Origin of the sequence: Halomonas sp. JB37 (genome assembly GCF_002332255.1) — a bacterium.
In the GTDB taxonomy this organism is placed as follows: Bacteria; Pseudomonadota; Gammaproteobacteria; order Pseudomonadales; family Halomonadaceae; genus Vreelandella; species Vreelandella casei.
Map to the genome: position 1 here is coordinate 3423290 of NZ_NRGW01000001.1, position 25877 is coordinate 3449166.

A 25877-nucleotide genomic window follows, 5' to 3' on the forward strand; every position below is an offset into this window, starting at 1 on the left:
ATTGCAGGACATAACGCGACACTTGGATAAGCTCATCTTAGGCCTTTAATAGATGAGCCCTTTTAATATAGAAGAGTAGCAACCATCCAGTGCAAGCAGGCGCTTCGTATCATTATGTGTTTTGATGCGCATTTTCGCCTGAAGTCTATCAAAAATTTATTTCATTGACCTGCCTGACAATATCCATTGGCGCCAAACTAAGCTATTATTAATTAATATTAAAAAACATTTAACTTACTGTATTTATTGAGGAAGCCGATGTCTTGCCACTCATTACCGGATGATAATGACACTAAAAAAAGTAAATTATTAGGATTTAAACCCGATATTTTCAATAGCAGAGGACGACTTGGCAGGCTTCGCTTCATAACCTACTCCTTACTTATTTTTACCTTATGGGCAGCAATCAGCGCCATTAGCAATGTTCTATGGCAGTTATATTATAATCAATGGCATGACGCCTTAAGCTTGATGATGATTTTCATATCTATTTTTGCATCGATTATGGGAATTATTTTTTGTACCCGACGATTAAACGACTTCAATAGTTCGGGATGGTGGATGCTAATCTTCTTCGCTGTTTTACCCATAATGCTGCTGATAATGATTTTTAGGCCAGGAACACGAGGCGAAAATCGCTTCGGCACTGTCGCCATAAAAAATACTACCTGGGTATACGTAACGTTGTGCTCACTATTAATACTGCTGCTACTGGCAAGCATTCTATAAAATCTTAGATGCCTTAAGGCGAAGTAGGCTGGTTTTAAAACCCAAGAATGGCTATGACCACAACCCACAATGAACCTAGCCAATTCTTCGACTGAGGTTGTAGCAGCGCTCAATGCCCTAACACCGCATTTGCTGTGCGCCACTCCAAACTATCTGCGCAGGATTGGCATGCGTTACTGTTTGCGCTTTTTCTGCAGCGCATCGCTAAATGCGGCGGCTAGAATACCGGTAGGCATGGCGATGATACCGATGCCTGCCACGGCGGTTAGGCCCGCAAAGAACTTCCCAAGCGCCGTGATAGGCGTTACGTCGCCATAGCCAACGGTGGTTAGCGTGGCGATGCTCCACCACAATGCGCGCGGCACGCTGCCAAACGCCTCGGGCTGCGCGGCGGCTTCCACCACGTAAAGACAGCAGGATGAAAATAGTAGCAGCAACCCCGCCACGCCCGCGCTTAGCAAAAGCTCATGAGAACGGGACTTTAACGCGTCAGCCAATGACACCCAAGCCTGGCTAAACCGCCCCAGCCGGGCGAGACGCAGCATGCGCGCTAAGCGTAAGAGCCGCAGCAGGAAGGCGTAAAACCCAAGAAGTAAGGCAAGATGGCGATTAGGTCCACCAGCGCCCAGAACGTAAACATATAGCGAAGCCGACCACCGAATCCGCGATAGCGCGGGTCTTCACCCATGGCATAAAGCCGTAACAGATACTCAACCGTAAAGATCACAACAAACGCGGTCTCAAGTACAGAGAATAGCCCCGGTGCTCGTTGGCGAAGTGTGGGTTCGGTCTCTAAAATGGCCGCGAAAGAGGCAACCAAAATCAGCGCGCAAATCACCTTATTGAGCAGCGACAGCCCAAGCTGCTGACGGGCTTCCGCCGCCAACTGACGGTATAAAATAGCTCTATTCATACCTTCGCTCCAACAGTCGTCGGTTGACGTAAATCAATCGAGAGATGACCACCTTAGCATGCATGTTCGGACGCTTATTCCTTGGATACAAGGCGTAGATCACCAATGGAGGCCAGCGCAGTTTGAATGGTTCTTATGCTGTTCTCGCTACGTGATATGTGAATTATGCTATCGGCGCCTCCAGCCGGACTCTTTATAGATCATTATTAATACAATATTGAATACCTTTTTCGCAAAAGCCCCCAGCCTGGGCCGGGGGCTTGTAAAACACTTGAGCCTAACGCGTTAAGCTTAGGAGTCTACGTGAAACGCCATGGTGGCGTTTACCGCCTTCTTCCAACCTGCATAGAGCTCATCGCGCTTTTCGTCTTTCATCTGCGGCGTAAAGCGCCGCTCTAGCGCCCACTGCTTGACGATCTCATCGCGTGATTTCCAAAATCCTACGGCGAGTCCGGCGAGATAAGCCGCCCCCAGCGCAGTGGTCTCGTTTACCTCGCAACGCAGTACGTCGACCCCCAGGATATCGGCCTGGAACTGGGCAAGAAAATCATTGGAGATCGCCCCGCCATCGGTGCGAAGCTCAGTCAGCGCAATGTCAGCATCAGCCTGCATGGCTTTGAGGACATCGGCACTTTGATACGCAAGCGACTCCACCGCCGCACGCACAAAGTGCTCTTTCTGGGTTCCCCGAGAGAGCCCAAACATGGCACCGCGCACGTTGGAGTTCCAGTAAGGTGCCCCTAAACCGGTAAAGGCAGGCACCATATAAACGCCGTCATTATCTTTAGCGCGTGTGGCATACGCTTCTGAATCCGAAGCTTTTCCCAGCATTCTCAGGCCATCACGCAGCCACTGAATCACTGAGCCCGCCACAAACACGCTGCCTTCCAAGGCGTACTCCAGCGTGCCATCCACTTCCCACGCCACGGTGGTAAGCAGACCGTTTTTAGAGGGCGTGGCGTGGGTGCCGGTATTCATTAGCGTAAAGCAGCCGGTGCCATACGTATTTTTTGCCATACCTGGCTCAAAACAGGCCTGACCAAACAGAGCCGCATTCTGGTCGCCGGCGATACCCGCAATCGGCACCTCTTGGCCCATCAGGAACTTAGGCAGTATGTTGCCGTAGATCTCACTGCTGGACTTAACCTCGGGAAGCATCGACTCCGGGACACCGAACAGTTCAAGAAGCTCCGGGTCCCACTGCCGATCACGAATATTAAACAGCATCGTACGCGAAGCGTTACTGACATCGGTGACATGCACGGCACCGCCCGTCAGGTTCCACACCAACCATGAATCTATGGTGCCGAAAAGCAGATCGCCCTTCTCCGCTTTCTCCTTAACACCCGCCACGTTCTCAAATAACCACTTCAACTTAGTGGCAGAGAAATAAGCGTCAATGACCAGCCCGGTTTTATCGCGAATCATATCGGCGTGGCCTGCTTCACGCAGCTCATCGCAGATCTCGGCAGAGTGGCGCGACTGCCAAACAATGGCGTTATGGACGGCCTGCCCGGTGTTTTTGTCCCACACCACGGTGGTTTCACGCTGATTGGTAATACCGATGGAGGCGATCTCGGCAACATCAATACCACTGTTGTTAATCACCTCCGTTAAGGTGGTCAGCACGCTGGTCATGATCTCGCGAGGACAGTGTTCAACCCAGCCAGGGCGCGTAAAAATCTGCTCAAACTCGTGCTGCGCCACGCTGACTATCCGGCCGTCATGGTCAAATAGCATCGCCCGCGAGCTAGTGGTGCCTTGATCAATAGCGAGAACGTAGTTTTTCTGGCTCATGAAATGCCTCTCAATCGTTAACGTTAAGTGATTGTTTTAAAAAATCAGCAGGCTGCCTTAATAAATGCTGACTTAATAAACTCTGACTTAATAAACATAGGCGGCAAGCCCAGCAAGGACACTGCCGATAGCGGGCCCTAGGATTGGCACCCATGCGTAGGACCAGTTGCTTGTCCCTTTATGTTTAATGGGAAGTAGCGCGTGAGCAATACGCGGCCCCAAATCTCGGGCGGGGTTGATTGCATAGCCTGTTGGCCCGCCTAGCGAAGCGCCAATCGACACTACCAGCAGTGCTACGGCCAGCGGGCCAAGCCCTGACGGCGTATGGCCAAACATGATAATGACAAATATAAGCACAAAGGTACCAATGATCTCGGTCACCAGATTCCACCCGTAGGAGGGAATTGCCGGGCCTGTAGAGAACGTTGCTAATATGCTTGAAGCATCCTCAGTGTCATCGTAATGCTTTTTATAGGCTAGGTAACAAACGACTGCGCCCAGCCAGGCACCGATGATTTCAGCCGTAAAATAGGCGGCGGTGGTAGCAACGTTGATAGGAATGCCGGGCGCGTATTCAGTTGCCGGGCCTACAAGCAGTCCAAGGGTAACGGCAGGGTTAATATGGGCACCGGTGTCAAAGGCGACGTAAACCGCGCAAAAAACCGCCAACCCCCAACCAAAGAAGATAACGATACCATCGCTGCCATTACCGTTGGTTTTGTTCAACAGCACGTTAGCCACCACCCCACACCCCAAGAGCGTTAATACCGCTGTACCGGCTATTTCATGTAGAAAAATTGTTCCAAGCATTGTCACCCCGCCGCCCTTTTTGCCCCAGCTCGCTTTTATTGAAAGCAGCCAATGTTGTATTTCGAAAATATTTTTCTTTTTGGCATCCTATAGCGGGTATTAAAAAAAACAATATAAAAAAAACAACGCCTTTCAAATAACCACATATGCAGTTGATTTTAAAGGAATACAAAGAGCGATAGACATTAGTTTAATATGGAGTTTACATTGTTAATAGTCATCATTAATTCACATAGGCAGCAAATCCTGTCAAATAACGAACATTTTATGATGCAGTTGTTTCCGGCTCGTTACCGTTAAGCCCACGTAATTTATAGGCGCAATTGATAGCTAATATCCTGCAGGAATGGCTAATAGCCTACCGTCAGCATCAAATACTAAGAATTCTCATACACATTTACATTTACGAATCATTTTTATATGATCACCCCGTTATTGAACGATATAAAACTAATGAGCGAGCGCCGCCAAGGCGTGACTAAAGGGATCATATGAAAACGTCGTCACTTCATGTTTTAGATTGCATGCAACATTCTGTGCCTAGCCATTTAACGGCCTCTTTCTCCTTGCGAAGCGCTACCTTCACCGCACTTATCGCGGGCTCTCTATTTGCTTCGAGCAGCGCATTGGCTCAGTCGGGTTCCGCCAACGATGCCGAATCGCTAGGCACCGTGACAGTGACCGGCACCAATTTATATGAGAACGTTGGCTATACGCGGCGCACCACTAGCGCAGGCACAGGCTTAACGCTGAGTCAGAAAGAGCTGCCACAAGCCATCAGCATCGTCACCGAGCAGCGTATTCAGGATCAAAATCTGGCCACCATCGAAGACGTCTTGAGAAACACCACCGGCATTTCAGTGCGCAATGTTGATAGTGACCGCGTCAGCTTTGCAGCGCGCGGCTTTCGCATCAATAGCTTTCAGTACGACGGCATTCCGACGCTCAATACCGATAACCGCTGGTACTTCGGCGAAGGCCGGCTGAATACGGCGATCTACGACCGCGTTGAGGTGATTCGCGGCGCTAACGGGCTCGTTAGCGGTTCGGGAAACCCGGGGGCATCGGTTAACTTTGTGCGTAAGCACGCTGACAGCCGCGAGTTTACTGGTTCGGTTTCCGGCACGCTGGGCAGTTGGGATCAGCAAGGTACCACCGTTGATCTCACCACACCGCTAACGGCTTCAGGCAATGTGCGTGCGCGGTTTATCGGCGGTTACGAGGAGGGCGGCGCCCACCTTGATCGCCAGGACAAGCGCCGCACGTTCGGTTACGGGATTATCGACGCCGATGTGACCGATGCCACCACGCTTTCGATAGGCTTTGATTACCAGGATAGCCATACCTCCTCGCCCACCTGGGGCGGTTTACCGCTATGGTTCAGCAACGGTACGCCCACCAACTACTCACGTTCATTTAGCGTCGCACCAGACTGGTCCTACTACGATTTCGAGTCTGAGAAAGTCTTCGCTGAAATCAGCCACCGTTTCGACAACGACTGGCAAGTGCGCGTCGTGGGCACGCATGAAAAAACCGATATGGATGGCAAGAAGGCTTACCCTTACGTAGAGGCAACGCTGCCGGATCAAATGGATGGTAGCGGAGTGGACTTCTTTACCGGATGGAACCGTGGGCACCGTGAAGTCGACTCTGTAGACGTCCAGGCCAGCGGCCCGTTTGCACTATTAGGTCGTGAGCATGAACTTGTCATCGGCGGCAGCTACAGCGACCAAACCAACGACTACGAAAGCACCTTCATCTCTGGCTTTGACGTTGATGATTTAAACCATTGGGATGGCTCGGCCCCGAACGAAGGTTGGCCTGAATTCACCCCTTCTGAAGCTTCCAGCACCCGTCAGAAAGCCGTTTATACTGCCTCGCGCTTTTCGCTAGCTGATCCGCTAACGCTGATTGTGGGCGCACGCTATACAGAGTGGGATGGGATGACGCTATTCCGCAGCCTGGATAGCCAGAGCAAGTACGAAGTCACGCCGTATGGCGGCTTAGTGTTTGATTTTAATGATACCTACTCGGCCTTTGCCAGCTACACCGAAATTTTTGAGCCCCAGAACTATCGCGATGCTGACGGTACCTACCTAGATCCGGTCGTGGGCAAAAACTACGAAACCGGCCTCAAGGCTGCGTGGTTCAATGGTCTGCTCAACGGCTCTTTCTCCGTGTTTCGTATCGAGCAGGACAACGTTGCTGCGGCCCTGCCAATGGTGGGCCCTGGCCAAACCGAGACGTTTTATTCTGCCGCTGACGGCGTAGTGAGTGAAGGGTTTGAAATGGAGCTGAGCGGCGCGGTGACCGAGGACCTTAATATGACCGTCGGCTACTCCCACTTCACTGCAACGTCCGACGATGACTCGTTCAACATTAATCAGCCGCGTTCGCTGTTCAACCTCTTCGCCAGCTATAACGTACCGCAACTACGCGAGCTGACCCTCGGCGGTGGCGTTAACTGGCAGAGCAGCCTCTTCGCCGGTGACCTTACTACCCCGCCCGGAATACCCAACGAGTTCGAGCAGAGTAGCTATACGCTGGCCAACCTGTTTGGCCGCTACCAGTTCACGCCGGACCTGTCGCTTCAGGTTAACGTCAAGAATCTGTTCGATGAGAAGTACTACAGCAATGTGGGTGGCTACGGCGTTTACGGCGAACCCGCAAGCATCTCCTCAACACTGCGCTACGCGTTCTAATTGACGCACGCGCTGTCAGCCACTGATGGCTACATGGCCGCCTTGAACACCGTTTGAGGCGGCCATCTTATTCATTTGGAGCGTCATGATGACCTGGTTACTGAGTAGTAAAACGCTCGGCCTTGCGATGATTGCAACACTCGCTTTGAACTCAACACTGGCTACCGCCCAAGAATATCCGCTTGAAATTGAGCACGCCCTGGGCACAACCGTGCTGACCCAAAAGCCTGAGCGGATCGCGACGGTGGCCTGGGCAAACCATGAGATACCGCTTTCTCTTGGCGTTGTGCCGGTTGGCTTTGCTGCCGCAGGCTTTGGTGACGATGACAACTCTGGCCTGCTTCCTTGGGTAGAAGCACATTTTGCAGAGATTGATGCTCCGCTTCCGGCGCTGTTCGACGAAGGTGACGGAATTGATTTCGAAGCCGTTGCCGCCAGCCAGCCCGATGTCATTCTTGCCGCGTACTCAGGGCTCAGCCAATCCGACTATGACACCTTGAGTCAGATAGCGCCGGTCGTCGCCTACACCGAAGGCCCCTGGGCCACCGATTGGCGCGATATGATTCTGCTCAATAGCGCGGGCATGGGCATGGCTGAAGAAGGTGAGGCGCTGGTCGAACGTCTTGAGACAACCATTGCCGATACCGCCGCCGCCCATACCGAGCTTGAAGGTAAAACGGCGATGTTCGTGACCCACCTTGATCCCACTAACCTTGGGCGTATCTCTTTTTACAACGACAACGATGCGCGCGTGCAGTTTTTTCATGATTTAGGGATGGTCTCGCCAGCGATCGTCAAACAGAACTCACCGCCCGGCAAATACTCAGGCGAAATCAGTTCTGAGCTGATTGATGAGCTCAACGATGTGGATATTCTCGTCACCTACGGTGGCCAAGCGCTGGTTGATCAGCTCGAAGCCCACCCGCTAACGTCCCGACTCCCGGCCGTTGAAAACGGCGCCATTGTGCTGCTGGGCAATACACCGCTGGGCGCTGCGGCCAACCCTACCCCGATGTCGATCCCTTGGTTATTAGACGATTATGCTGACCTACTCTCAGAAGCCGCACGTCAGTCAGACTAACGGTGTCACGGCGCCTGGCGATAGGATGGCGACGGATGACAGTACGCTCCTTAGGCAGCGCCAACTGAGTAAGCGGTTAGCGGCGGGTATAGCGTTGCTAGCGTTACTGGCCCTGGCGGTGATGCTTTCCGTGGCCTTTGGCACCCGTGATGTTGGCTGGCCAGAAATAGCGGCGGCGTTGAGCGGACAGGTCGAAAGCATCGGAGATGCCGCCGTGGCCAATCGCATTCCGCGCACGCTGCTGGCAATGCTTGCCGGGGCCGCGCTGGGCGTTTCGGGCGGCGTTATGCAGGGCCTGACGCGCAACCCGCTTGCTGACCCCGGCCTGTTAGGCGTGAACGCCGGAGCGGCGCTGGCCATTGTGATTGGCATCGCCTGGTTTGGGATTGATGAAACGACTGCCTATATCTGGACCGCGATTGCGGGCGCCGGGCTAACGGCCGTTGCGGTTTACGCCATTGCGAGCCTCTCCCGCGGTGGCGCCACGCCGCTGCGGCTAGCGCTTGCCGGCGCTGCCACCACGGCGGCGTTGAGCTCGCTGGCCACAGCGGTCATCTTGCCGCGTAACGATATTGCCGGACTGGTGCAGTCTTGGCTGGTGGGGGGAGTCGGCGGCGCCACTCATGATCAAATAGTGCCAGTGCTGCCCTTTTTACTAGTAGGATTTGTGATCACCCTGCTGGCGGCACGCAAGCTCAACCTACTAGCGCTTGGGGATGATACGGCCGCAGGGCTGGGTGAAAAAATCGCCGTCGCTCGGGCTATGTCCGCGATCGGTGCGGTACTGCTCTGCGGCGCTATTACGGCGGTCTGCGGCCCGATTGGCTTCGTCGGCCTAGTCGTGCCGCACGCCTGCCGACTGCTGGTCGGCGGTGATTATCGCTGGCTGCTGCCCTTCTCTGCTCTGGCCGGTGCCGTACTCCTCACGCTGTCTGATGTCGTTGGGCGCTTAATAGTGCAACCATCGGAGCTAGATGTAGGTATTGTGACGGCGTTTATTGGCGCCCCCGTGTTTATCTGGATTGTACGTAACCGAAAAGTAGGGTCGCTATGACCGGCCAGACGCTTCCCGTAACGGCTGAGTTCGGTCGAATGCGCCAAGCACAGGCCAAACACCGCCGGCGCATGATGGCGGTTCTGGTCGTTTTGTTACTAGCAGGCGTGGCGTTGACGCTAACGCTGGGGCAGTCCTTTACCCCGCTGATGACCGTACTGCGTGTTCTTGGCGGTGCGGAAATCCCTGGAGCAGGCTTTACCGTGCGTGAATTACGCCTACCGCGGGCGGTCATTTCGGTACTGACCGGGGCTTGCTTTGGCCTCGGCGGCGTCGCCTTTCAAACGATGCTACGCAACCCGCTCGCCAGTCCCGACATTATTGGCATCAGCACGGGGGCCAGTACCGGCGCCGTTTTCGCTATCGTGGTGCTATCAATGAGCGGCCCGGCCGTTTCCATGGTGGCAATTGGCGCTGGGCTGGGCGTTGCCCTGTTGATCTATGCGCTCTCTTGGCAACAGGGCGTCACCGGCGGACGCTTGATTCTCATCGGCATTGGCCTTGCCGCCATGCTGCAAAGCGTCACTGCCTACCTGCTAATGCGCGCACCCAGCTGGACGCTGCAAGAAGCACTGCGCTGGATGACCGGCAGTGTCAACGGCGCGCAGCTTGACCAGGCGCTACCGCTATTCATCGCGCTTGTTCTCTTCGGCGGGCTGCTGCTAAGCCGTAGCCGTGACCTTGAAACCATGCGCATGGGGGATGATATAGCGGCAGGTTTAGGGGTTCGTTTAGCCGTTACGCGTATCACTATCGTCGTTTGTGCCGTGGCCCTGGTGGCTTTCGCGACGTCAGTTTCCGGCCCCATCGCGTTCGTCGCCTTTCTTTCCGGCCCCATTGCCGCGCGCCTGTTTGGTCGAAACGGCTCACTGCTGATCCCCTCTGCGCTGGTGGGCGCCCTATTAGTATTGCTAGGCGATTACGCAGGTCAGTTTCTGCTGCCCGCACGCTACCCGGTCGGCATTGTCACCGGGGTGTTGGGCGCCCCTTACCTTATTTATTTAATTATTCGCGACAATAAAAGCAGAGGCTCTTTATGAACGCTTCCTCGTTACTCGCCCAGGGCTTGGTGGCCGGCTACGGGGAGCGCCCCGTGCTCAATAATGTCAGCCTCACCGTTTGTGCCGGCCATACCACGGCCATTGTTGGTGCCAACGCCTGCGGGAAATCGACCCTGTTACGCGTGCTCTCGCGGCTGCTAGCTCCTACCCAGGGTGACGTATTGCTCGATGGCAATGCTATTCATAAGCTACCCACGCGACGCCTGGCGCAACAGCTGGGCTTTTTGCCGCAATCCCCTATCGCACCAGAAGGCATTACCGTGCTGGATCTGGTCAGCCGCGGCCGTCACCCCCATCAAGGGCTGTTTAAACGCTGGAATGCGAACGATGATGCCGCCGTCGCGGAGGCCTTGAGGGCCACCCACATGACCGCGCTTGCCGATGCCCCAGTAGAAGAACTTTCGGGCGGGCAGCGCCAGCGGGCCTGGATCGCCATGGCGCTTGCGCAGCAAACGAATGTACTGCTACTCGATGAGCCGACCACCTTTCTCGACATCAATCATCAAATTGAAGTGCTCGATCTGTTGACTGATCTCAATCAGGCGCGAGGTACCACCGTGGTGATGGTGCTGCATGAACTCAACCTAGCTGCCCGCTACGCCGACAGACTTGTAGCGATGGCCAAGGGGCAGGTTTACGCGGTGGGGCCGCCGGAGCAGATACTCACCGAGCAGATGGTGCGGGAGGTGTTTGGCCTAGAGAGCCGGGTCATTGAAGACCCGGTCAGCGGCAAGCCCATGATGATTCCACTAGGGCGCCACGGTAAGGTGCGCGACGCCAGATGATCTCGCTTTGAATATTTAAAAGGGGCCGTAATTAATCAATACTGCGATGATCACAAAGGCGATACCGACTAACGTCCAGAGGCATACTAAAGGGAACGCAAAACGTACCCAGTTACTCCACGGAACACCGCCGACGGCCAGTACGGACATCAAAACACCCGACGTAGGCGTAATGATATTGGTAATGCCATCGCCAAGTTTGAACGCGATAACAGCCGTTTGGCGTGTAATGTCGAGCATGTCTGCCAACGGAGTAAGAATAGGCATTACCACCGCTGCCTGCCCACTTCCTGAGGGGACTAAAAAGTTAAAGAACAGATTGAACACGAATATCGCCAACGCCCCTAACATGGATGGCAAGGTGCTGAGCGGTACAAAGATGGAATTGACCACCGTGTCCAGAATCATCCCCTCTTCCATCAGTACCGTGATGCCTTTAGCGATGCCAATAATAAAAGCGCCATACAGCATTCCCTGGGCACCTTTCATGAACATCCGCACAAACTGATTGGGCGAAAACCGAGCAAGTACCGCGCTACCGATACCGTTAATCATGAAAATAGCGGAAAGCTCATTAACGCCCCAGCCCAGCCGCAAAGAGCCGTAAATAAATACGCCCAAACAGGCGACAAAGAAGCTTAAAATTACGATATGCAGGCGTGTAAAAGTTAGATTTTCATCATCAGCACCTACCGCCTCCGTGCTAAACGGCTGGCTACCCATCAAGCTTCGGCTTGGGTCGTCGCTAATTCGTTTGATATAGCGGCAAACATAGGTAATGGTGACTGTGAGCAGGACAAAGAAAAGGACAACTCTCAATGGCGCCCCCGAAAAGAGCGGGAGCCCTGCAATAGACTGAGCAATACCCAACGTGATGGGGTCGAAAACAGCGGCTGCGGAACCTGAGAAATAGCCAAGATAGACAATCGCGATGCCCGCAATAGCATCTAACTTAAGCGCTCGCGCTAAGACGATACCGAGAGGTATAAAAGCGATAACCGCATTCGATCCAACGCCAATCGCTGATACCACGCCAAATACAAACGACACGACGATAGCCAGCAAGTACTTGTGGCCTCTAGTTTTATCAACCAGCCTTTTGATACCCGCATTGATAGCCCCGGTAGACTCGACAACCGCAATGGCACCCCCCATCACCAATACGAGCGCAATTAAGTTCGCTGAGCTGACAAAACCGTTCTGAATCGAAAGAAAGATATCAAAAAAATTCAGGCCGCTGGATTCGACCATATGAAAGCTGCCGGGGATAACGGTTGGACGGCCTTCCGTCGTTCGTTCGAATGCCCCGGCAGGAATGAAAAAACTTAACAACCAAGCGATTAGTAAAAGCCCAAACAGAATGACAAAGGCATCGGGCATAGTGAACTTTTGTAATGATTTAGTCTTCACGTATTCGTTTCCTGACTGTTTTTCTAAGTATGTTCAGTACGTTATTAAGCGAACGCCGAGAGTTCTCTCGTCGTTAAACTTGACGTATCAGCTCGGCTAGCATGCAGGTACGCGGCACCACCGTCTCGATTTCGATATGCTCATATTCAGCATGCGGAGCGGCTCCTGTAGCCCCCAAACCATCCAGGGTAGGAATACCTTTAGCGGCCGCAAAATTGCCATCGCTACCGCCGCCTACCGAGGCTTCTGTTAGCTCAAAGCCAAGCTCACCCGCTGCCTTTTGGGCTATCAAAAATAGCTTTTCCGTTGCTTGCGTACGTTCCATCGGTGGGCGCGTCATGTCACCTGTCACCTTTAACGTTGCTTCAGAGTGGTGAGGCTGGCTGTTATAAATCGCCTTCTGCAGTCGTTCCGCTTCATCTAAAGCAGACACTCTCACGTCAACACCCAGTTCTGCGGTCTCCGGCACTACGTTGAGTGGCCCGCCGCCCTGAATCATGCCGACATTAACCGTCGTCCCGCGGGAAGTATCGGCTAAGCTATGCAGGTACTGAACTTGATGAGCAAGCTCTTCAATCGCGTTCACACCGTCTTCTGGGTTATTACCTGCATGGGCCGCTCTACCCGTAATATGCATGTAAAAGCGTCCCGAGCCTTTACGAGCAGTCTTCAACGCGCTGCCTTTAGCGGTGGCCGGCTCAACGACAAGCACGACATCACTAGCGACAGATTCCTGTTCGATACGCTCACGGGACGTGGGACTTCCCAACTCTTCATCGCTGGTGCAGAGAAAGCGAATGCGCGCACTGGGTAACTGGTTTAGCTCGTTTAGTGCTTTAACAGCCCAAACCGCCTGCACAAGGCCAGCCTTCATATCGAGAATTCCCGGGCCGTAAAACTTGTCTTCTTCACGTCGAATAGAAAGCCGCCCGATATCCCAGACCGTGTCAAAATGCCCAAGAATGAGTATCTGGCGCTTGCCCTCACCTATGGTAAAGCCGAGGTGATCGCCTTTCTCGGCCTGTGGATAAACATCCGGTTGGCAGTTGAGCCTATCCAGAAATAACTGGCTCAACGTTTGTCCGCACGCATCGACAGCCGCTTTATCATTCGAGGGCGACTCAGCTCTTACCAGTTTTTCAATATCGTCCAAAATGAATCGTTGATTTGCATGCAAATAATCGTGGATAGTTTTCATACAACCTCATCGCTGTTGATAACAAGCCGACGCGTCGTTAAAAGCCTTAAGTACGGTGCGCTGCTCTATTGGTAATCATCAGTATGTGGTCGCCCCACAGTAGAAAGAATAAGAAGCAAGCAACATAATCGTTGCCTTGAAAGCAACTGTTATACATTAGCGCCAACAAGGGCAACGCCAATGAGAGAGCAACTAATAGGCCAGCAAATCACCGAAAACAGGCTGGCCTATCTTTATGAGGTCGCCATGCAGGGTGGCATTAGAGCTGCCGCTGAAGCGATAGGCGTCAATCCATCCGCGGTTAGTCGTCAGGTGTCGATACTTGAGCGCTACTTACAAATTCCATTACTTGAAAAACAGGGCAGAAACGTAGTGGTTACCCAAGCGGGTAAGCTTTTGATAGAGCATCACAGAGAGATGCTCTACCGTCGGCGCCAGCTAGCCGAGACGTTACAAGATATGCGCCACTTGCGCCGTGGCAGCGTCAGCCTTCGCGTTGGACAAGGCATGATCAGTGAGTTCGTGAAAGGGCCACTAGCGCAATTTAGTGCGGATTACCCTGATGTGTTTGTCGATATTCACTCGGGCAACATGAGTGAAACCATCAACATGATATTGCGCGGAAAAGTTGACATGGCGATTAGCTTTGGGCCGCTAGGCGACCCGCCGGTCATGGTTCGCAGCTTTAACCGTGGGCCTATTTGCGCGATCCTCCCGCCGGATCATGCGCTTGCAACGCTGGAAACAATCACGCTTGAAACGTTGGCAGCCCAACGGTTAGTTTTTATGGCAGAGCAGTTCGGCATTCAGCTTTACATCAATGAGATGTTTCGTGAACAGCAGCTGGCGCCACTGCCTGCCTATCAATGTAATCATTTTTCGACGGCAGCGGCTTTAGTGATGTCAGGGTTAGGCATTGCTTTTATGACGCGGCCGTTAGCTCGGCATTTAGTTGAGCGCGGTGACATTGTGGCAATTCCAATTGACCACCCGCTCTCCTATACCGCGACCTGTCACCTTGTCCGTAGCCAAGGGCGCAGATTCACACCTGCGGCGGAGCATCTTTGGAAAGTCCTGGTTAACTCGATGCAGTCTCAGTCAATTTGGCGCGAATAACGGCTGGCAGCTCACGTAGCCAGACGATTCACGATAGGCGCATGCTGATCCATTAACTCCACCACCCAATCGATGAATACGCGCAGCTTAGCGCTGACGTGACGATTCAGTGGAAATGCGACATACATCGGCATCGGTGCCAGGTGCCACTCATCAAACAAGCGAACCAGCTCCCCGCGGGATACGTGCTCCTTGGCCATGTAATCCGGGAGCCAAAGCACGCCGAGCCCCGCCAGCCCCGCGGCAAGTCCAGCATTCCCGTCGTCGACCGAAATCACATAACGCCCTTTCACTGAGAGATGCTCACCGTGGCGGTACATGGCATAAGGAAAGTCCAAGCCCGCGCGCGACCACCTGAAACCGACGATGTAGTGAGGCGGAAGCGATAGTTCTTGTGGGTGTACAGGTATCCCAGCACGCTCCAGATAGCTCGGCGCAGCGTAAACACCAAGGCTCAGGTCGCCCACGCGACGTGCCATTAACGATAAATCGGTAAGCTCCCCACCACGCACCACGCAGTCCACACTTTCACCAATTAAATCCACCATGCGATCACTCACCCCCATATCGAGCTGAATATCGGGATATCGAGCATGGAACGCAGGCAGGGCCGGAATGAGGATCATGCGGGCCAGAGGGGCGGGAACATCGACTCTAAGCCGGCCACGAGGCAACACCGAGGCGTTGGAAAGGCTGGTTTCGGCATCATCCATATCGCCCAGCAGCTTGATGACGCGCTCGTAGTAGGCCGCGCCATCCGCAGTGACGTTCACCTTGCGTGTGGTCCGGTTAAGCAGCGTTACTCGCAGCCGTGCCTCCAAGGCCTGCACGAGTTGCGTCACGCTGGTCTTACTCATGTGAAGTGTTTCAGCGGCCTTAGTAAAGCTGCCTGTCTCCACGACCCGAGCAAATGCCTGCATTGCGTTGAAACGATCCATAGCTGTGCCAACCACCTCGTGATTGTTTGAAATATACAAACAATGTTGAACAGAATTCGCCGTTTATCCAGCACGAAAGCAGGTTTAAAGTGATTTCACTGTAAACAAAAGGTCGGTGTCGACCTATTGATGGAGATACACATGGCTAAACGTGACGCTGTTTTCCCCCTTGGCCGCCAGGCGCTTTATGAACAGAATGCCTATTCCGCCGCCGTCCGCTCTGGTGATCTTCTATTCGTATCCGGCCAGGTCGGCAGCCGTGAAGACGGCTCGCCCGAGCCGGACTTTGCCACTCAGGTACAACTCGCTTTCGATAACCTACAGAGTATCCTGGAAGCGGCCGGTGCAAGCTTTGAGGATATCGTCGATGTGACGAGCTTTCATACCGACCCCGAAGCTCAGTTCGCCACCTGGTTGGAAGTCAAAGCGCGTGCATTTCCAGACAAACCCTACCCAAACTGGACGGCCGTTGGCGTGACCTGGCTGGCAGGGTTCGACTTTGAAATCAAAGTCATTGCACGGTTACCCGGTTAATCACGCCGCGCCGATAGTGGCCACGCATCCAGACTTATTAGCCAGTTTAAGCAACGCTAGCATCGCTTAGCACGTCACGTCACGTAGACAGCCTAATAACGCGTCGCTAGCCGCGTGACGAGACGCCCCCTGACGCGTATATAGAGCGATAGCATCATGCTGAGGCAAACTCTCAACGACAGGCCGTATCAGTTCGCCATTATCAATCAGCCGCTGCGTCGTGCGCCGCCAGCCTAAGGCGATACCGTGCCCGGCGACCGCGGCTTGTAGCAATAACGGGTAGCTATCAAAGGCAGCACTGTGATCTAGCGAGCTATTGGCGATACCCATAACGCTTAACCAACCTTCCCACTCCAGCCAATCTGCCGGTTCAGCACGATGGTGCAGCAACCGATGCGTAGGCAACGATGCCAAGTTCAACGGTGTCATGACATCGCTCACATAAGCCGGGCTGCAGACCGGAAATATCTCATCGTAAGCGGTAAACATTAGGCGATGACCGCCACTCGGCCTGCCGTTGGTTTGCAGCGCAACATCAAAGCGACCGGTAAATTCAGTTATTGGGCGTGTCGAGGTGGCCAGCTGAATCTCAATCTCAGGATGGCGGCGATTAAAGTCAGCCAGCTGAGGCATTAGCCAATAAAAGGCTTCGCATAGCTGGCAGAACAGTATTACGCGCTGATCGTCAGGGTCGCCGCGCAGTGTTTGAGCGCTGCTAGCAATGCTTTCCAGTGCCTGGGACACCGTGCGACCAAATTCACGTCCCTCTCGGGTAACAAACACACCGCGATTACGGCGCTCAAAAAGCATGACGCCAAGGTCGTCTTCAAGCGCACGAATCTGTCGGCTGATAGCCGCTTGGGTTAGATGAAGTTCATCGGCGGCTCGCGAAAAGCTTTCAAGCCGCGCGGCGGCCTCAAAGGGTCGAAGGGTCGCAAGCGGCGGAAGAGACTTGATATATTTATCCATAACCTGAGCTTATGTATTGTAATTCAAAAGTCGTTTGAAGCACTGATAGCGGCAGGCGCATTCTAGTATAGAACTCATACTCGGAACGCTGCAATGAAGCCTGCTACAACCAAAGAAGATAATATTTCACAAGGAATCATGCTGATTGTGGGGGCGGTTTTTCTGCTCGCGTTAACCGACGCGCTGGTTAAGTATCTCAGTGACAGTATGTCGTTATGGCAGCTTTATGTCATCGCATCGTTGCTCTCGCTACCGGTATTAGGAGGGTTGTTGATTGGCACTTCTGGGCCGAGACCCCGCGTTAAATCACTGCGATGGGTCGCGATCAGAAGCCTGCTTTTGCTGTTTATGTGGATTGCGTATTACGCCGCGCTACCGCTTATTCCACTGTCGGTAGCGGCTGTCGCTATTTATACCACGCCCTTATTTATTGCCCTGCTGGCTGCCTTTAGTGCAGGCGAGCGCCTGTCATGGCAGGCTTGGGTGGGAATTATCTGCGGGTTTCTAGGCGTGCTAGTCGTCTTACGGCCTGGTGAGGACACCTTTACACCCGCCACCCTTTTGCCCGTACTTGCGGCTATCTTCTATGCCCTGGCGATGATGATCACTCGTCGTCACTGCCAAAGAGAACACCCTCTTATCCTCACCCTCGGGCTAAACCTAGCCTTCCTAACGGCAGGCATTGTCTTCAGTGCCTTAGTGGCTACCGGCGCAACTGCCCAGCTCGAAGAACGCACTCCTTTTCTCTTTGCTCACTGGCAACCACTCGATATCTCAGACTTTTTACTGATAGCGGCCTATACGCTCCTGCTCATCATCGTTAATAGCGGTGTAGCCAGGGCCTATCAAATCGCACCGCTGGCGTTAATAGGAACCTTCGATTACGCCTACCTCATCTTCGCCAGTGCGTGGGGGTATCTGCTGTTTAACGAAATACCTGACGCCATGACCTGGCTGGGAATGGGCATGATATTAACGGCAGGCGTGGTAGTGCTGCTTGACGATGTACAGTGACCGATTTAAACCACAAACATAGATACTACGATTAATCTAATTTCTACAGCAGAACACCTATTTGATTGGCACGGATTCACTGCCACCGGCATGAACCGGTTAACACACTCAGCTGGCATATCGAGCCGTACACTCTATAAACATGCGGGCAGCAAGACGTCGCTAGTGTCACTGCGCTACCCGACCGATGAAGGTATTATAATCAGCAACCAGGCTAGCGTTGAACGACAACCGAGAGAACATCATGGAACTGAGACACTTACGATACTTTATCGTGGTAGCGGAGCAGCTGCATTTCAGGCGCGCCGCTAAGTTACTCAATATTTCTCAGCCGCCGTTAAGTAATCAAATAAAATATCTTGAAGAAGAGATTGGCGTTCAGTTGCTCATTAGGAATAATAAAGAAGTTAAGATTACACCGGCAGGTCAACATTTTTTAGAAGCTGCTAGAGCATGCATTGCCAATTTAGATAAAGAAATCGAGTTCACTCAAAGAATCGCTCAAGGAAAAGAAGGTGCCATTTCAATCGGATTTAGTGGCACCATGTCGTTTCACCTTATCCCCATCATTGTGAAAGATTTCAAGCGACACCACCCTGGGGTCGATATACGCTTGCAGCAATTAACCACCTATGACCAGATCGTAGGGCTTATCCATGGCACAATCGATATCGGTTTCCTGGTTTCCCCTGTAGCCGATAAAAGAATCGAGAGTCTCGTCATATTGGAGGAGCGTTTCATTGCCTGCCTACCCAAAAGCCACCACTTGGCGGATGCCGATCACGTTATCGACGTGAGCGTACTTTGCGATGAAAACTGGGTTATGACACCTAGAAGCGCGGGGCATGGTTACTACGATGCCATCATGTCACTCTGCAAAGACCATGGCTTTATGCCCAACGTCATTCAAACCGCCCAAGAGCAGCAAACATTGGTCGCCTTGGTCGCCGCTGAAATGGGCATTACGCTACTCCCCCATTCCGCCAAATACATTAAAAACGAACACGTGGTGTATAAGGACATCAGCTCAGATGTCAAAAAAATCAGTTCGATGGCCTGGAATCCCAACCTATTAACCGATACAGCAGGCTTTTTTATTCAGTATATAAAGCAGGGACTCAAAGCAGGCACGATCGAATAACCGAGCGTGCCTACCGACGTTAAAATGGACCGAGATTGATCGCGACTGCGATGCCAAGCGCTATAGCACCAATGGCCATCCAAATTAACAGCAAGGGAAATACGAACTTGAGCCACTTGACCCAAGGCACTCCGCCAATCGCTATACTGGCCATCAAAATACCCGAAGTAGGCGTAATGATATTGGTAAACCCATCACCAAAATTATAGGCCAACACAGCCACTTGCCGAGTCAAGCCAATCGTATCTGCCAACGGTGCCATAACAGGCATCACAATAGCTGCCTGGCCACTTGCAGAGCTAATAATCAGATTGAACGCCAAGTTAAAGGCATACATCCCCCACGCCGCAAATATGCTTGATAATGGCTGCAGTAAAATAGCCATTGAGTTGACGATAGTATCCAACACATTGGCGTCACTAAGCACGACGACAATGGCTCGGGCCAGACCCACAATCAAGGCCGCATACAGCATGCCCTGCGCTCCTTTTACAAAAAGCGTCACATACTGATTAGCCGATATCTTGTCGATGACAGCGGTCCCCAGGCTTATTACCAGGAACAGCGCCGCCATTTCATTAAGGCCCCAACCTAGATTAAACACACCCACAATGTAACCGACCATACAGGTCGTGAAATAACCCAGTACCACCTTATGTTTGCTGTTGAATTCATCTGGAATTGTATTGGTATTTTCAACTTCCGCAGGAAACGGGATAGCTCCAAGCACAGACCGGCTGGGATCTTTTGAAATTTTCGAAATGTAATGACATAAGTACAGGACAGTAGACGCTAAAATACAAAGATAAACGAGAAAACGGAACCAAAGGCCGCTAAAAACCGGGAGTCCTGCTATCTCTTGCCCAAACCCGGTCGTGATAGGGTCCAGCCCCCCAATCGTATAGCCTGCATAAGCCCCTAGGTAGATAATAGCGACGCCCGCTATCGCGTCGAGTTTGAATGCTTTCGCAATAATGATGCCAATAGGAATAAAGGCGATAACTGCGGTTTGTAACGCCCCAATAAAGCCCGCAGCTGAAAAGGCGATCGATACAACAACGATCAACGCATACTTCCTATCACGTGTTTTTTTGATCAGTTGCATTATTCCCGCTTGAATGGCGCCAGTATAATCCAAGATGGCAAAAGCGCCGCCTATCGTCAGCACAAGAAATATGATGCCCGCCGAGTCGGTTAGGCCTGACTGTATCGAAAGAAAAAAATCGTAAAGCGTGGTCGGGGTAGATGGAAGCGATACATAGCTGTCTGGCACCACCATCGCAACGCTGCCTTCGGTGGTACGTTCAAAGCTTCCTGCAGGAATAAACCACGTCGAGATAGACGCTACCACCAACATCGCAAAAAGAATCACATAAGAATCAGGTAAGCTTTTCTTCTTTTTAAGTGCCTGCGTATCAGGTTCTATTTTTTTCATTTTTATCTCCCTAAAAATTATAAGGGCAAGGTAAATAGCCTTGCCCTATTTGTTAACCGATAATTAACGACTCAAAATCTCTGGGGAAATAAGTAATCATATCCATGCCATCTTCCGTTACCACGATAGTATCGGAGTGTCTAAAAGCACCCAAGCCTTCAACATACAGCCCAGGCTCAACCGAAAAGACCATGCCAGCTTGCAGAAGAGTGTGATCGCCTAGATCAAAAAACGGCGCTTCATGGTTTAAAAGCCCCATATTGTGACCGGTATGATGTTTAACGTATTGCGTTAGTCCATTATCTTTAAAGTACCGTTGCACTTCTTGCTCCACGGTTGAAGCAGGAATGCCCGGCTTGATGTTTTTGAAAGCCACTTCCTGCGCCTCATACATGTGCTGGAAGAACTCCTCCTGCACCTTAGACGCCTCTTCAATGAACATGGTGCGTTCCAGTTCACTCTTGTAGCCCCACACATCACAGGCTGCCTGAGAAACGACGTTATAGCCTTTCTTAAACAGGGCGTTCTGGTTTTGCGAATGAGGAAAAGCGGAGTGCGGGCCAATCTGTCCACGGTAGAACGCATGCGCAGGCGAACCGTAGGGCCGGTACCCAGCGCCCAAGGTTTCAAACATCGCCTTGGTTGCCTCCTGCGTGGCGCGGCTTTCCGCTTCCATTTCCCGCCCGCCTGCCAGGGTATATTTAGCAAGCAAGCTATGAGCGAGATTCCCCCAGCGCGCCGACTCTTTAATTAACTCGATTTCAGTCGTCGACTTGATATAACGCTGTTCTTCGACGACGCCCTTAATAGATACCTTCTTAGCAAACGACACTAACGCCGTAATGGCGGGGCCAGCGTATCCCTTGGCAGAACCATAACCTTCAGCATCGACGCCAACGCTTAAAGCGCTGAAATTTTTATCTTGCAGCACCTGCTTGAGATACTCCATCGGATGCGTAATACCCGGGTACTCAGGATAATCGAACGTATCGGTAATAACGGCGTATTCTCGCGCATGCTCAACTTCCATTTTAGGAACAAACAGACTAAACGCGCCCTTCCCATCCACAATAAGAGCCATGGGCCTTTCTGAAGGACGAAAGTTAAACCCAGTGAGATAGAAAATATCGGTAACGCTAAAGAGCAAGGCAGCATCACAGCCCTTATTCTTTAAATTAGTTAAAAAAGTTTCTTGTCTACCTTTAATTTCTGAAACGGAAATTTCCAAAATCATGCTCAAGCTCCTGAGAAAGTCACTTCAAGAAGCTATCAGCGCCTTCCAGTAGGGGTAAAATACTAAGTTAATGTCGCTCGATATCTTTTAGATATCAAAGATAGTTGCGTTTGGTTCCCTGTTAGACTACCTCCGTGATTTATCGACGATGAATGGAGGTAGGCCGCCGCCCCCCCAGCTTCACTTTGGTCAGAATGCCATGCGTCAACTATACTGCGCACTAACGAATATGACGTCGTTCCCTGACGTGTTTTGGCACGAGCAGCTAACATTTCAGGTACATCCATTAGCTTGATCAGCATAAGGAGATTGCCGTGATAGCCACCGCCGACCGCACTTATCGACGCGGGTTACATCCGCTTCATGCCGTACTGCTTGCCGGAATGATTCCCCTTTTCCTGGGCGCCGCGCTGAGCGATTACGCCTACTCATCGAACTTCCATATACAGTGGAGCACCTTTTCTTCCTGGCTTATTGCAGGAGGGCTCGTTTTCAACGGCTTGGCGTTGCTCGCCGCCCTTATTGGCCTGTTCAGCGCTGACGGCCGTCGTGGCCTTTCGCTGATTTACGTTGCCCTGCTGCTGATCACGTGGTTCGTTGGTTTTATTAACGCGCTGGTTCATGCACGAGATGCCTGGGCCATGATGCCGACCGGCTTAATTCTTTCGATCGTTGTTACCGTGCTGGCTTGCGCGGCGACTTGGGTCGGTTTCTCACGTCTCAGCGCCGAGGGTAAGCCATGAAAGTGTCTAATCTCGTTTATGTCAGCACGCTTTCGGTGTTACTGGGAGCCAGTGGCAGCAGCGTCGCTCAATCGGAACAGCCGTATGGCGCTAACCCGACGCTGCCCGAGCCGCAGCGCGGGCTGTTGCCTAACATGACCGTGCCTGAACAAGCAGAATGGGGCGATCAACAGCCCATCGTACCCGAAGGCTATTCGATCACGGCGATCGCCACCGATCTGAAAGTACCGCGCCAGACTATCGTGCTCCCTAATGGCGACATTCTGGTGGCAGAAGGCAAAGGCGGCGGTGAAGCGCCAAAATCAAGACCGAAGGATTTTATCGCTGGATTAATTCAGGCACGCGGCACCACCTCGGTTGAGAGTGGTAATCGGCTAACGCTGCTGCGTGACGCTGATGGTGACGGCACCTATGAAGAGCAAACGGTGTTTGCCGAGAATCTCAACGCGCCTTACGGGCTAGCATTGGTGGATGACAACATTTACGTCGCCAACCAAGATGCGCTTGTCCGTTTCGACTATGAGGAAGGTCAGACCGAAGCCAGCGGCCCACCAGAAGTCGTGACACTGCTTCCGTCGGCGATTAATCACCACTGGACCAAATCACTGACCGCTAGCGCTAACGGGCGCTTTCTTTATGTTGGTATTGGCTCCAATAGCAATATCACCGAGCGAGGCATGGAAGCCGAGGTCGACCGCGCTGAAATCTGGGAAATTAACGCGCGAACCGGCGCTCATCGTGCTTACGCTACTGGCGTGCGCAACCCCACGGCGCTGACCATTCAGCCAGAGACCAATCAGCTTTGGGCAGTGGCGAACGAGCGCGATGAACTCGGCCCAGACTTAGTGCCTGACTATCTCACCTCCATTCAGGACGGCGGCTTCTATGGCTGGCCTTACAGCTATTGGGGGCAGAACGTCGATACGCGCGTTCAGCCGCAAGCCCCTGACAAAGTCGCATCCGCGATTGCGCCGGACTACAGCCTTGGCTCGCACAGAGCGCCACTTGGCGTTACTTTCTCAACGCCTGAAATGGGTGATGCGTTCGCTGAGGGCGCGTTTGTCGGCGAACACGGCAGCTGGAACAGCTCAGACCCGGTTGGCTACAAGGTGGTCTTTGTGCCCTTCAGTGACGGCAGCCCTTCCGGCGACCCGATTGATTTTGTTTCCGGCTTTCTCACCGAAGATGGCCAAACCCGCGGTAGGCCGGTGGGTGTCACTATTGACCCGGCAGGCGCCCTTATTATCGCTGATGACCTAACGAATGCCATTTGGCGCGTGACGTACGACGGTAATGAGTAACGCTATTCTCTAGCGCGATGAGTAAGGTGGCAGCCAATATGGCTGCCGCTTTTCCCGCTGGAAAAATCACAGTAGCGGGTGATCAACAACGCTGTTTCTCTACAGAGGGACTTATATGATCGAATCATTAGAAGAGCTCGAAAAAGTTAAAAAGTCCTGTTACTCAATGGTAACAAAGAGCTCAACGCTTTCAGCGGGCGCTGCCGTCATTCCCATCCCAGGCCTGGATTTGGGGTCGGACGTGACCCTGCTGCTAAGGCTCATTCCGAAGATTAATGATAAATTTGGCTTAACGCCTGAGCAGATTGAAAACTTGGATACAGAATCCAAGATAATGGTCATGACGGCGATCTCCAATGTAGGCAGCAAGATGGCCGGGAAGTACATCACGAAAAAACTGGTTCTATCGCTGCTTCAAAAGATGGGCGTCAAGATGGTCGCAAAAGGGACGACCAAGTTCGTACCCTTCATCGGTAGCGCTGTGGCTGGCGGCATTAGCTTCACGTCCATGAAGTACATAGGCAACCGCCATATCGAAGATTGCTACCAAATTGCTTTAGCAACGCTAGAAGAAAAGCGGCTAGAGCAAGAAATCGTGATCGAGCCTGAAACCGAGCAGCACTAACCGCTACGTAAGGATAATGTAATGCCCGCTTATGTCGTACTCACCCGAGAACACACTCACGACGCCCAGGAAATGGAGCAATACGCCACAAAGGCCAAAGCGGCCCGCGAAGGCCACGACCCGCAACCACTCGCCTTCTACGGCGACGTTGAAGTAATGGAAGGCAGCTCGATGGAAGGCGCTGTGATTCTACGCTTTCCCGATATGGCCGCCGCCCGCGCCTGGTACCAAAGCCCCGCCTACCAGGAAGCCCGCAAGCACCGCTTCCTTGGGGCTGATTACCGCGTGTTTATTGTTGATGGTATTGAAGAAGCGTAAAGCCTTTTTGCAGTAGCGCTTAGAAACAGAAAGGGCCATTCGTCGTTTAACGAATGGCCCTTTCTGTTTCCTACGTTACTATTTTCTTTACTTTCCATCCAAAAAATTTCGCTTCAAACGATAGCCTGAATATCCTTTTTTCTATCACAGCAAGAAGCCAAAGAGCAGGCCCCCTTCACTATCTAAGGCATGGTCTCACGCAAGGCGTCACAGCTCGCTTGGAGTAGTGCAACTGTTGATTCGACCTTTTCATCGGTTAGCCGGGTAATTAACGCAGAAACGGATATTGAGCCTCGCATTACTCCATGCCGATCAAGTACAGGTAGTGCTATGGCAGCAACATCCGGGTCCCGCTCGCCCTTCGAGAAGGCATAGCCTTTAGCACGGATATCGTCATAAAACGCGCCTTCTTCCCCATTAAACGCCAAAAGAACGCGGCCTGTCGCACCCCGGTCGATAGGTAGTAGCGCGCCTTCATCCAGATGATGCCGAGCAGGCTTTGGCGAGTTAAGCCGATAAAGGCACATGCGCTGGCTACCCAAGCGGATAAAGAACGATGCCGTTTCCTGAGTTTGCTCTACCAAGTGAGCCAGCTGTGGGCGAATCAGCTCACCCATATCGCCGGTATGGCGGAATAGATTCCCTAGCCGCCACAGGCTGGGGCCTAAAGCATAGGTGCCATCGCCTTCACGCACGATATAGCCAAAGCGCTCCAAAGATCCTATCAGCCGAAGGATAGTGCTTTTATACAGCCCGGTACGCTCCGCTAACGTAACGAGCGATAGCGATCTCTCCTGATCCGTAAACGCTTCCAGGATCGTTAAAGCACGCTCAACAGCTTCTACTCGATTTTGCTTTTGGACCAAGCTACACCTCCATTTGCACTTAGTTCTACCTGACAGAACGAATAAATTTTAAAATAGAACAGATTTGACATGCCAAAAACGTTCTGCCATAAAGAACACCATT

23 protein-coding genes and 1 pseudogene are annotated in these 25877 nt (G+C 52.5%); 14 read left to right on the plus strand and 10 right to left on the minus strand.

Going from position 1 to position 25877, the window contains the following annotated elements:
• Positions 1 to 902: 902 nt before the first annotated feature.
• The 3 genes and pseudogenes from CIK78_RS15920 to CIK78_RS15930 form a co-directional block, all read right to left on the minus strand.
• A pseudogene (locus CIK78_RS15920) lies at positions 903 to 1642 on the minus strand (ion transporter).
• Between the two features lie 291 nt (positions 1643 to 1933).
• Positions 1934 to 3439: a glycerol kinase GlpK gene (gene glpK, locus CIK78_RS15925; protein WP_096281893.1), complete on the minus strand. Its 1506-nt coding sequence runs from the start codon at positions 3437 to 3439 to the stop codon at positions 1934 to 1936.
• An 87-nt stretch (positions 3440 to 3526) separates the two neighbouring features.
• The gene (locus CIK78_RS15930; protein ID WP_096281894.1) at positions 3527 to 4249 is read right to left on the minus strand and encodes an MIP/aquaporin family protein; all 723 of its coding nucleotides are present in this window, start codon (positions 4247 to 4249) and stop codon (positions 3527 to 3529) included.
• 524 nt (positions 4250 to 4773) lie between these two features.
• On the opposite strand from CIK78_RS15930, the gene fhuE reads away from it, so the two are divergent.
• The 5 genes from fhuE (at position 4774) to CIK78_RS15955 (ending at position 10932) form a co-directional block, all read left to right on the plus strand.
• Entirely contained in the window at positions 4774 to 6951 is a 2178-nt protein-coding gene (gene fhuE, locus CIK78_RS15935) for a ferric-rhodotorulic acid/ferric-coprogen receptor FhuE (RefSeq protein WP_255249113.1), read from the plus strand.
• Positions 6952 to 7039: 88 nt separating this feature from the next.
• Entirely contained in the window at positions 7040 to 8032 is a 993-nt protein-coding gene (locus CIK78_RS15940; RefSeq protein WP_096281896.1) for an iron-siderophore ABC transporter substrate-binding protein, read from the plus strand.
• 25 nt (positions 8033 to 8057) lie between these two features.
• Positions 8058 to 9086 carry an iron ABC transporter permease gene (locus CIK78_RS15945; protein WP_255249114.1) on the plus strand — a complete coding sequence of 343 codons (1029 nt, stop codon included), beginning with the start codon at positions 8058 to 8060 and terminating at the stop codon, positions 9084 to 9086.
• Complete coding sequence (locus tag CIK78_RS15950) at positions 9083 to 10126, plus strand: iron ABC transporter permease (RefSeq protein WP_096281898.1); 1044 nt, start codon at positions 9083 to 9085, stop codon at positions 10124 to 10126. The genes CIK78_RS15945 and CIK78_RS15950 overlap by 4 nt, the downstream gene beginning before the upstream one ends.
• Entirely contained in the window at positions 10123 to 10932 is an 810-nt protein-coding gene (locus CIK78_RS15955) for an ABC transporter ATP-binding protein (RefSeq protein WP_096281899.1), read from the plus strand. Before CIK78_RS15950 ends, CIK78_RS15955 begins: the two co-directional genes overlap by 4 nt.
• A gap of 15 nt (positions 10933 to 10947) precedes the next feature.
• On the opposite strand, the gene CIK78_RS15960 is transcribed toward CIK78_RS15955, so the two are convergent.
• Together CIK78_RS15960 and CIK78_RS15965 are read right to left on the minus strand one after the other, a co-directional pair.
• A complete protein-coding gene (locus tag CIK78_RS15960; RefSeq protein WP_217990295.1) occupies positions 10948 to 12342 on the minus strand; it encodes an AbgT family transporter in 1395 nt (464 codons plus the stop codon).
• Positions 12343 to 12415: 73 nt separating this feature from the next.
• Complete coding sequence (locus tag CIK78_RS15965) at positions 12416 to 13540, minus strand: M20 family metallopeptidase (protein ID WP_096281900.1); 1125 nt, start codon at positions 13538 to 13540, stop codon at positions 12416 to 12418.
• Positions 13541 to 13720: 180 nt separating this feature from the next.
• Between CIK78_RS15965 and CIK78_RS15970 the strand changes: the two genes are divergently transcribed.
• Positions 13721 to 14656, plus strand: a complete 936-nt coding sequence (locus CIK78_RS15970; protein ID WP_096281901.1) for a LysR family transcriptional regulator — start codon at positions 13721 to 13723, stop codon at positions 14654 to 14656.
• A gap of 11 nt (positions 14657 to 14667) precedes the next feature.
• Here the strand turns inward: CIK78_RS15970 and CIK78_RS15975 are convergent, their stop codons facing one another.
• On the minus strand, positions 14668 to 15594 hold the full coding sequence (locus tag CIK78_RS15975) for a LysR family transcriptional regulator (RefSeq protein ID WP_096281902.1): 927 nt from the start codon (positions 15592 to 15594) through the stop codon (positions 14668 to 14670).
• Between the two features lie 141 nt (positions 15595 to 15735).
• On the opposite strand from CIK78_RS15975, the gene CIK78_RS15980 reads away from it, so the two are divergent.
• Positions 15736 to 16128 carry a RidA family protein gene (locus CIK78_RS15980; protein WP_096281903.1) on the plus strand — a complete coding sequence of 131 codons (393 nt, stop codon included), beginning with the start codon at positions 15736 to 15738 and terminating at the stop codon, positions 16126 to 16128.
• Between the two features lie 66 nt (positions 16129 to 16194).
• Here the strand turns inward: CIK78_RS15980 and CIK78_RS15985 are convergent, their stop codons facing one another.
• The gene (locus tag CIK78_RS15985) at positions 16195 to 17097 is read right to left on the minus strand and encodes a LysR substrate-binding domain-containing protein (protein WP_096281904.1); all 903 of its coding nucleotides are present in this window, start codon (positions 17095 to 17097) and stop codon (positions 16195 to 16197) included.
• 93 nt (positions 17098 to 17190) lie between these two features.
• Here CIK78_RS15985 and CIK78_RS15990 point away from each other — a divergent pair, with 93 nt between their 5' ends.
• From CIK78_RS15990 to CIK78_RS16000, 3 genes are read left to right on the plus strand one after another with little or no spacing between them, the layout of a single operon-like run.
• On the plus strand, positions 17191 to 18111 hold the full coding sequence (locus CIK78_RS15990; RefSeq protein WP_096281905.1) for a DMT family transporter: 921 nt from the start codon (positions 17191 to 17193) through the stop codon (positions 18109 to 18111).
• A 39-nt stretch (positions 18112 to 18150) separates the two neighbouring features.
• Positions 18151 to 18423, plus strand: a complete 273-nt coding sequence (locus CIK78_RS15995) for a helix-turn-helix domain-containing protein (protein ID WP_255249128.1) — start codon at positions 18151 to 18153, stop codon at positions 18421 to 18423.
• Positions 18356 to 19252 (plus strand): LysR family transcriptional regulator, encoded by an 897-nt coding sequence (locus CIK78_RS16000; RefSeq protein ID WP_096281907.1) that lies wholly within the window; start codon positions 18356 to 18358, stop codon positions 19250 to 19252. Before CIK78_RS15995 ends, CIK78_RS16000 begins: the two co-directional genes overlap by 68 nt.
• Positions 19253 to 19271: 19 nt before the next feature.
• On the opposite strand, the gene CIK78_RS16005 is transcribed toward CIK78_RS16000, so the two are convergent.
• On the minus strand, positions 19272 to 20687 hold the full coding sequence (locus tag CIK78_RS16005) for a Na+/H+ antiporter NhaC family protein (protein ID WP_096281908.1): 1416 nt from the start codon (positions 20685 to 20687) through the stop codon (positions 19272 to 19274).
• A 52-nt stretch (positions 20688 to 20739) separates the two neighbouring features.
• Positions 20740 to 21921 (minus strand): Xaa-Pro peptidase family protein, encoded by a 1182-nt coding sequence (locus CIK78_RS16010; protein WP_096281909.1) that lies wholly within the window; start codon positions 21919 to 21921, stop codon positions 20740 to 20742.
• Positions 21922 to 22235: 314 nt separating this feature from the next.
• On the opposite strand from CIK78_RS16010, the gene CIK78_RS16015 reads away from it, so the two are divergent.
• From CIK78_RS16015 to CIK78_RS16030, 4 genes are all read left to right on the plus strand, one after another.
• Positions 22236 to 22664: a DUF2231 domain-containing protein gene (locus CIK78_RS16015; RefSeq protein ID WP_096281910.1), complete on the plus strand. Its 429-nt coding sequence runs from the start codon at positions 22236 to 22238 to the stop codon at positions 22662 to 22664.
• The gene (locus CIK78_RS16020; protein WP_096281911.1) at positions 22661 to 23965 is read left to right on the plus strand and encodes a sorbosone dehydrogenase family protein; all 1305 of its coding nucleotides are present in this window, start codon (positions 22661 to 22663) and stop codon (positions 23963 to 23965) included. The genes CIK78_RS16015 and CIK78_RS16020 overlap by 4 nt, the downstream gene beginning before the upstream one ends.
• 115 nt (positions 23966 to 24080) lie before the next feature.
• Positions 24081 to 24590 carry a hypothetical protein gene (locus tag CIK78_RS16025; RefSeq protein WP_096281912.1) on the plus strand — a complete coding sequence of 170 codons (510 nt, stop codon included), beginning with the start codon at positions 24081 to 24083 and terminating at the stop codon, positions 24588 to 24590.
• Between the two features lie 21 nt (positions 24591 to 24611).
• A complete protein-coding gene (locus tag CIK78_RS16030) occupies positions 24612 to 24908 on the plus strand; it encodes a DUF1330 domain-containing protein (protein ID WP_096281913.1) in 297 nt (98 codons plus the stop codon).
• Between the two features lie 182 nt (positions 24909 to 25090).
• Here CIK78_RS16030 and CIK78_RS16035 read toward each other — a convergent pair whose 3' ends face one another.
• Entirely contained in the window at positions 25091 to 25774 is a 684-nt protein-coding gene (locus CIK78_RS16035; RefSeq protein ID WP_096281914.1) for an IclR family transcriptional regulator, read from the minus strand.
• Between the last annotated feature and the right edge of the window lie 103 nt (positions 25775 to 25877).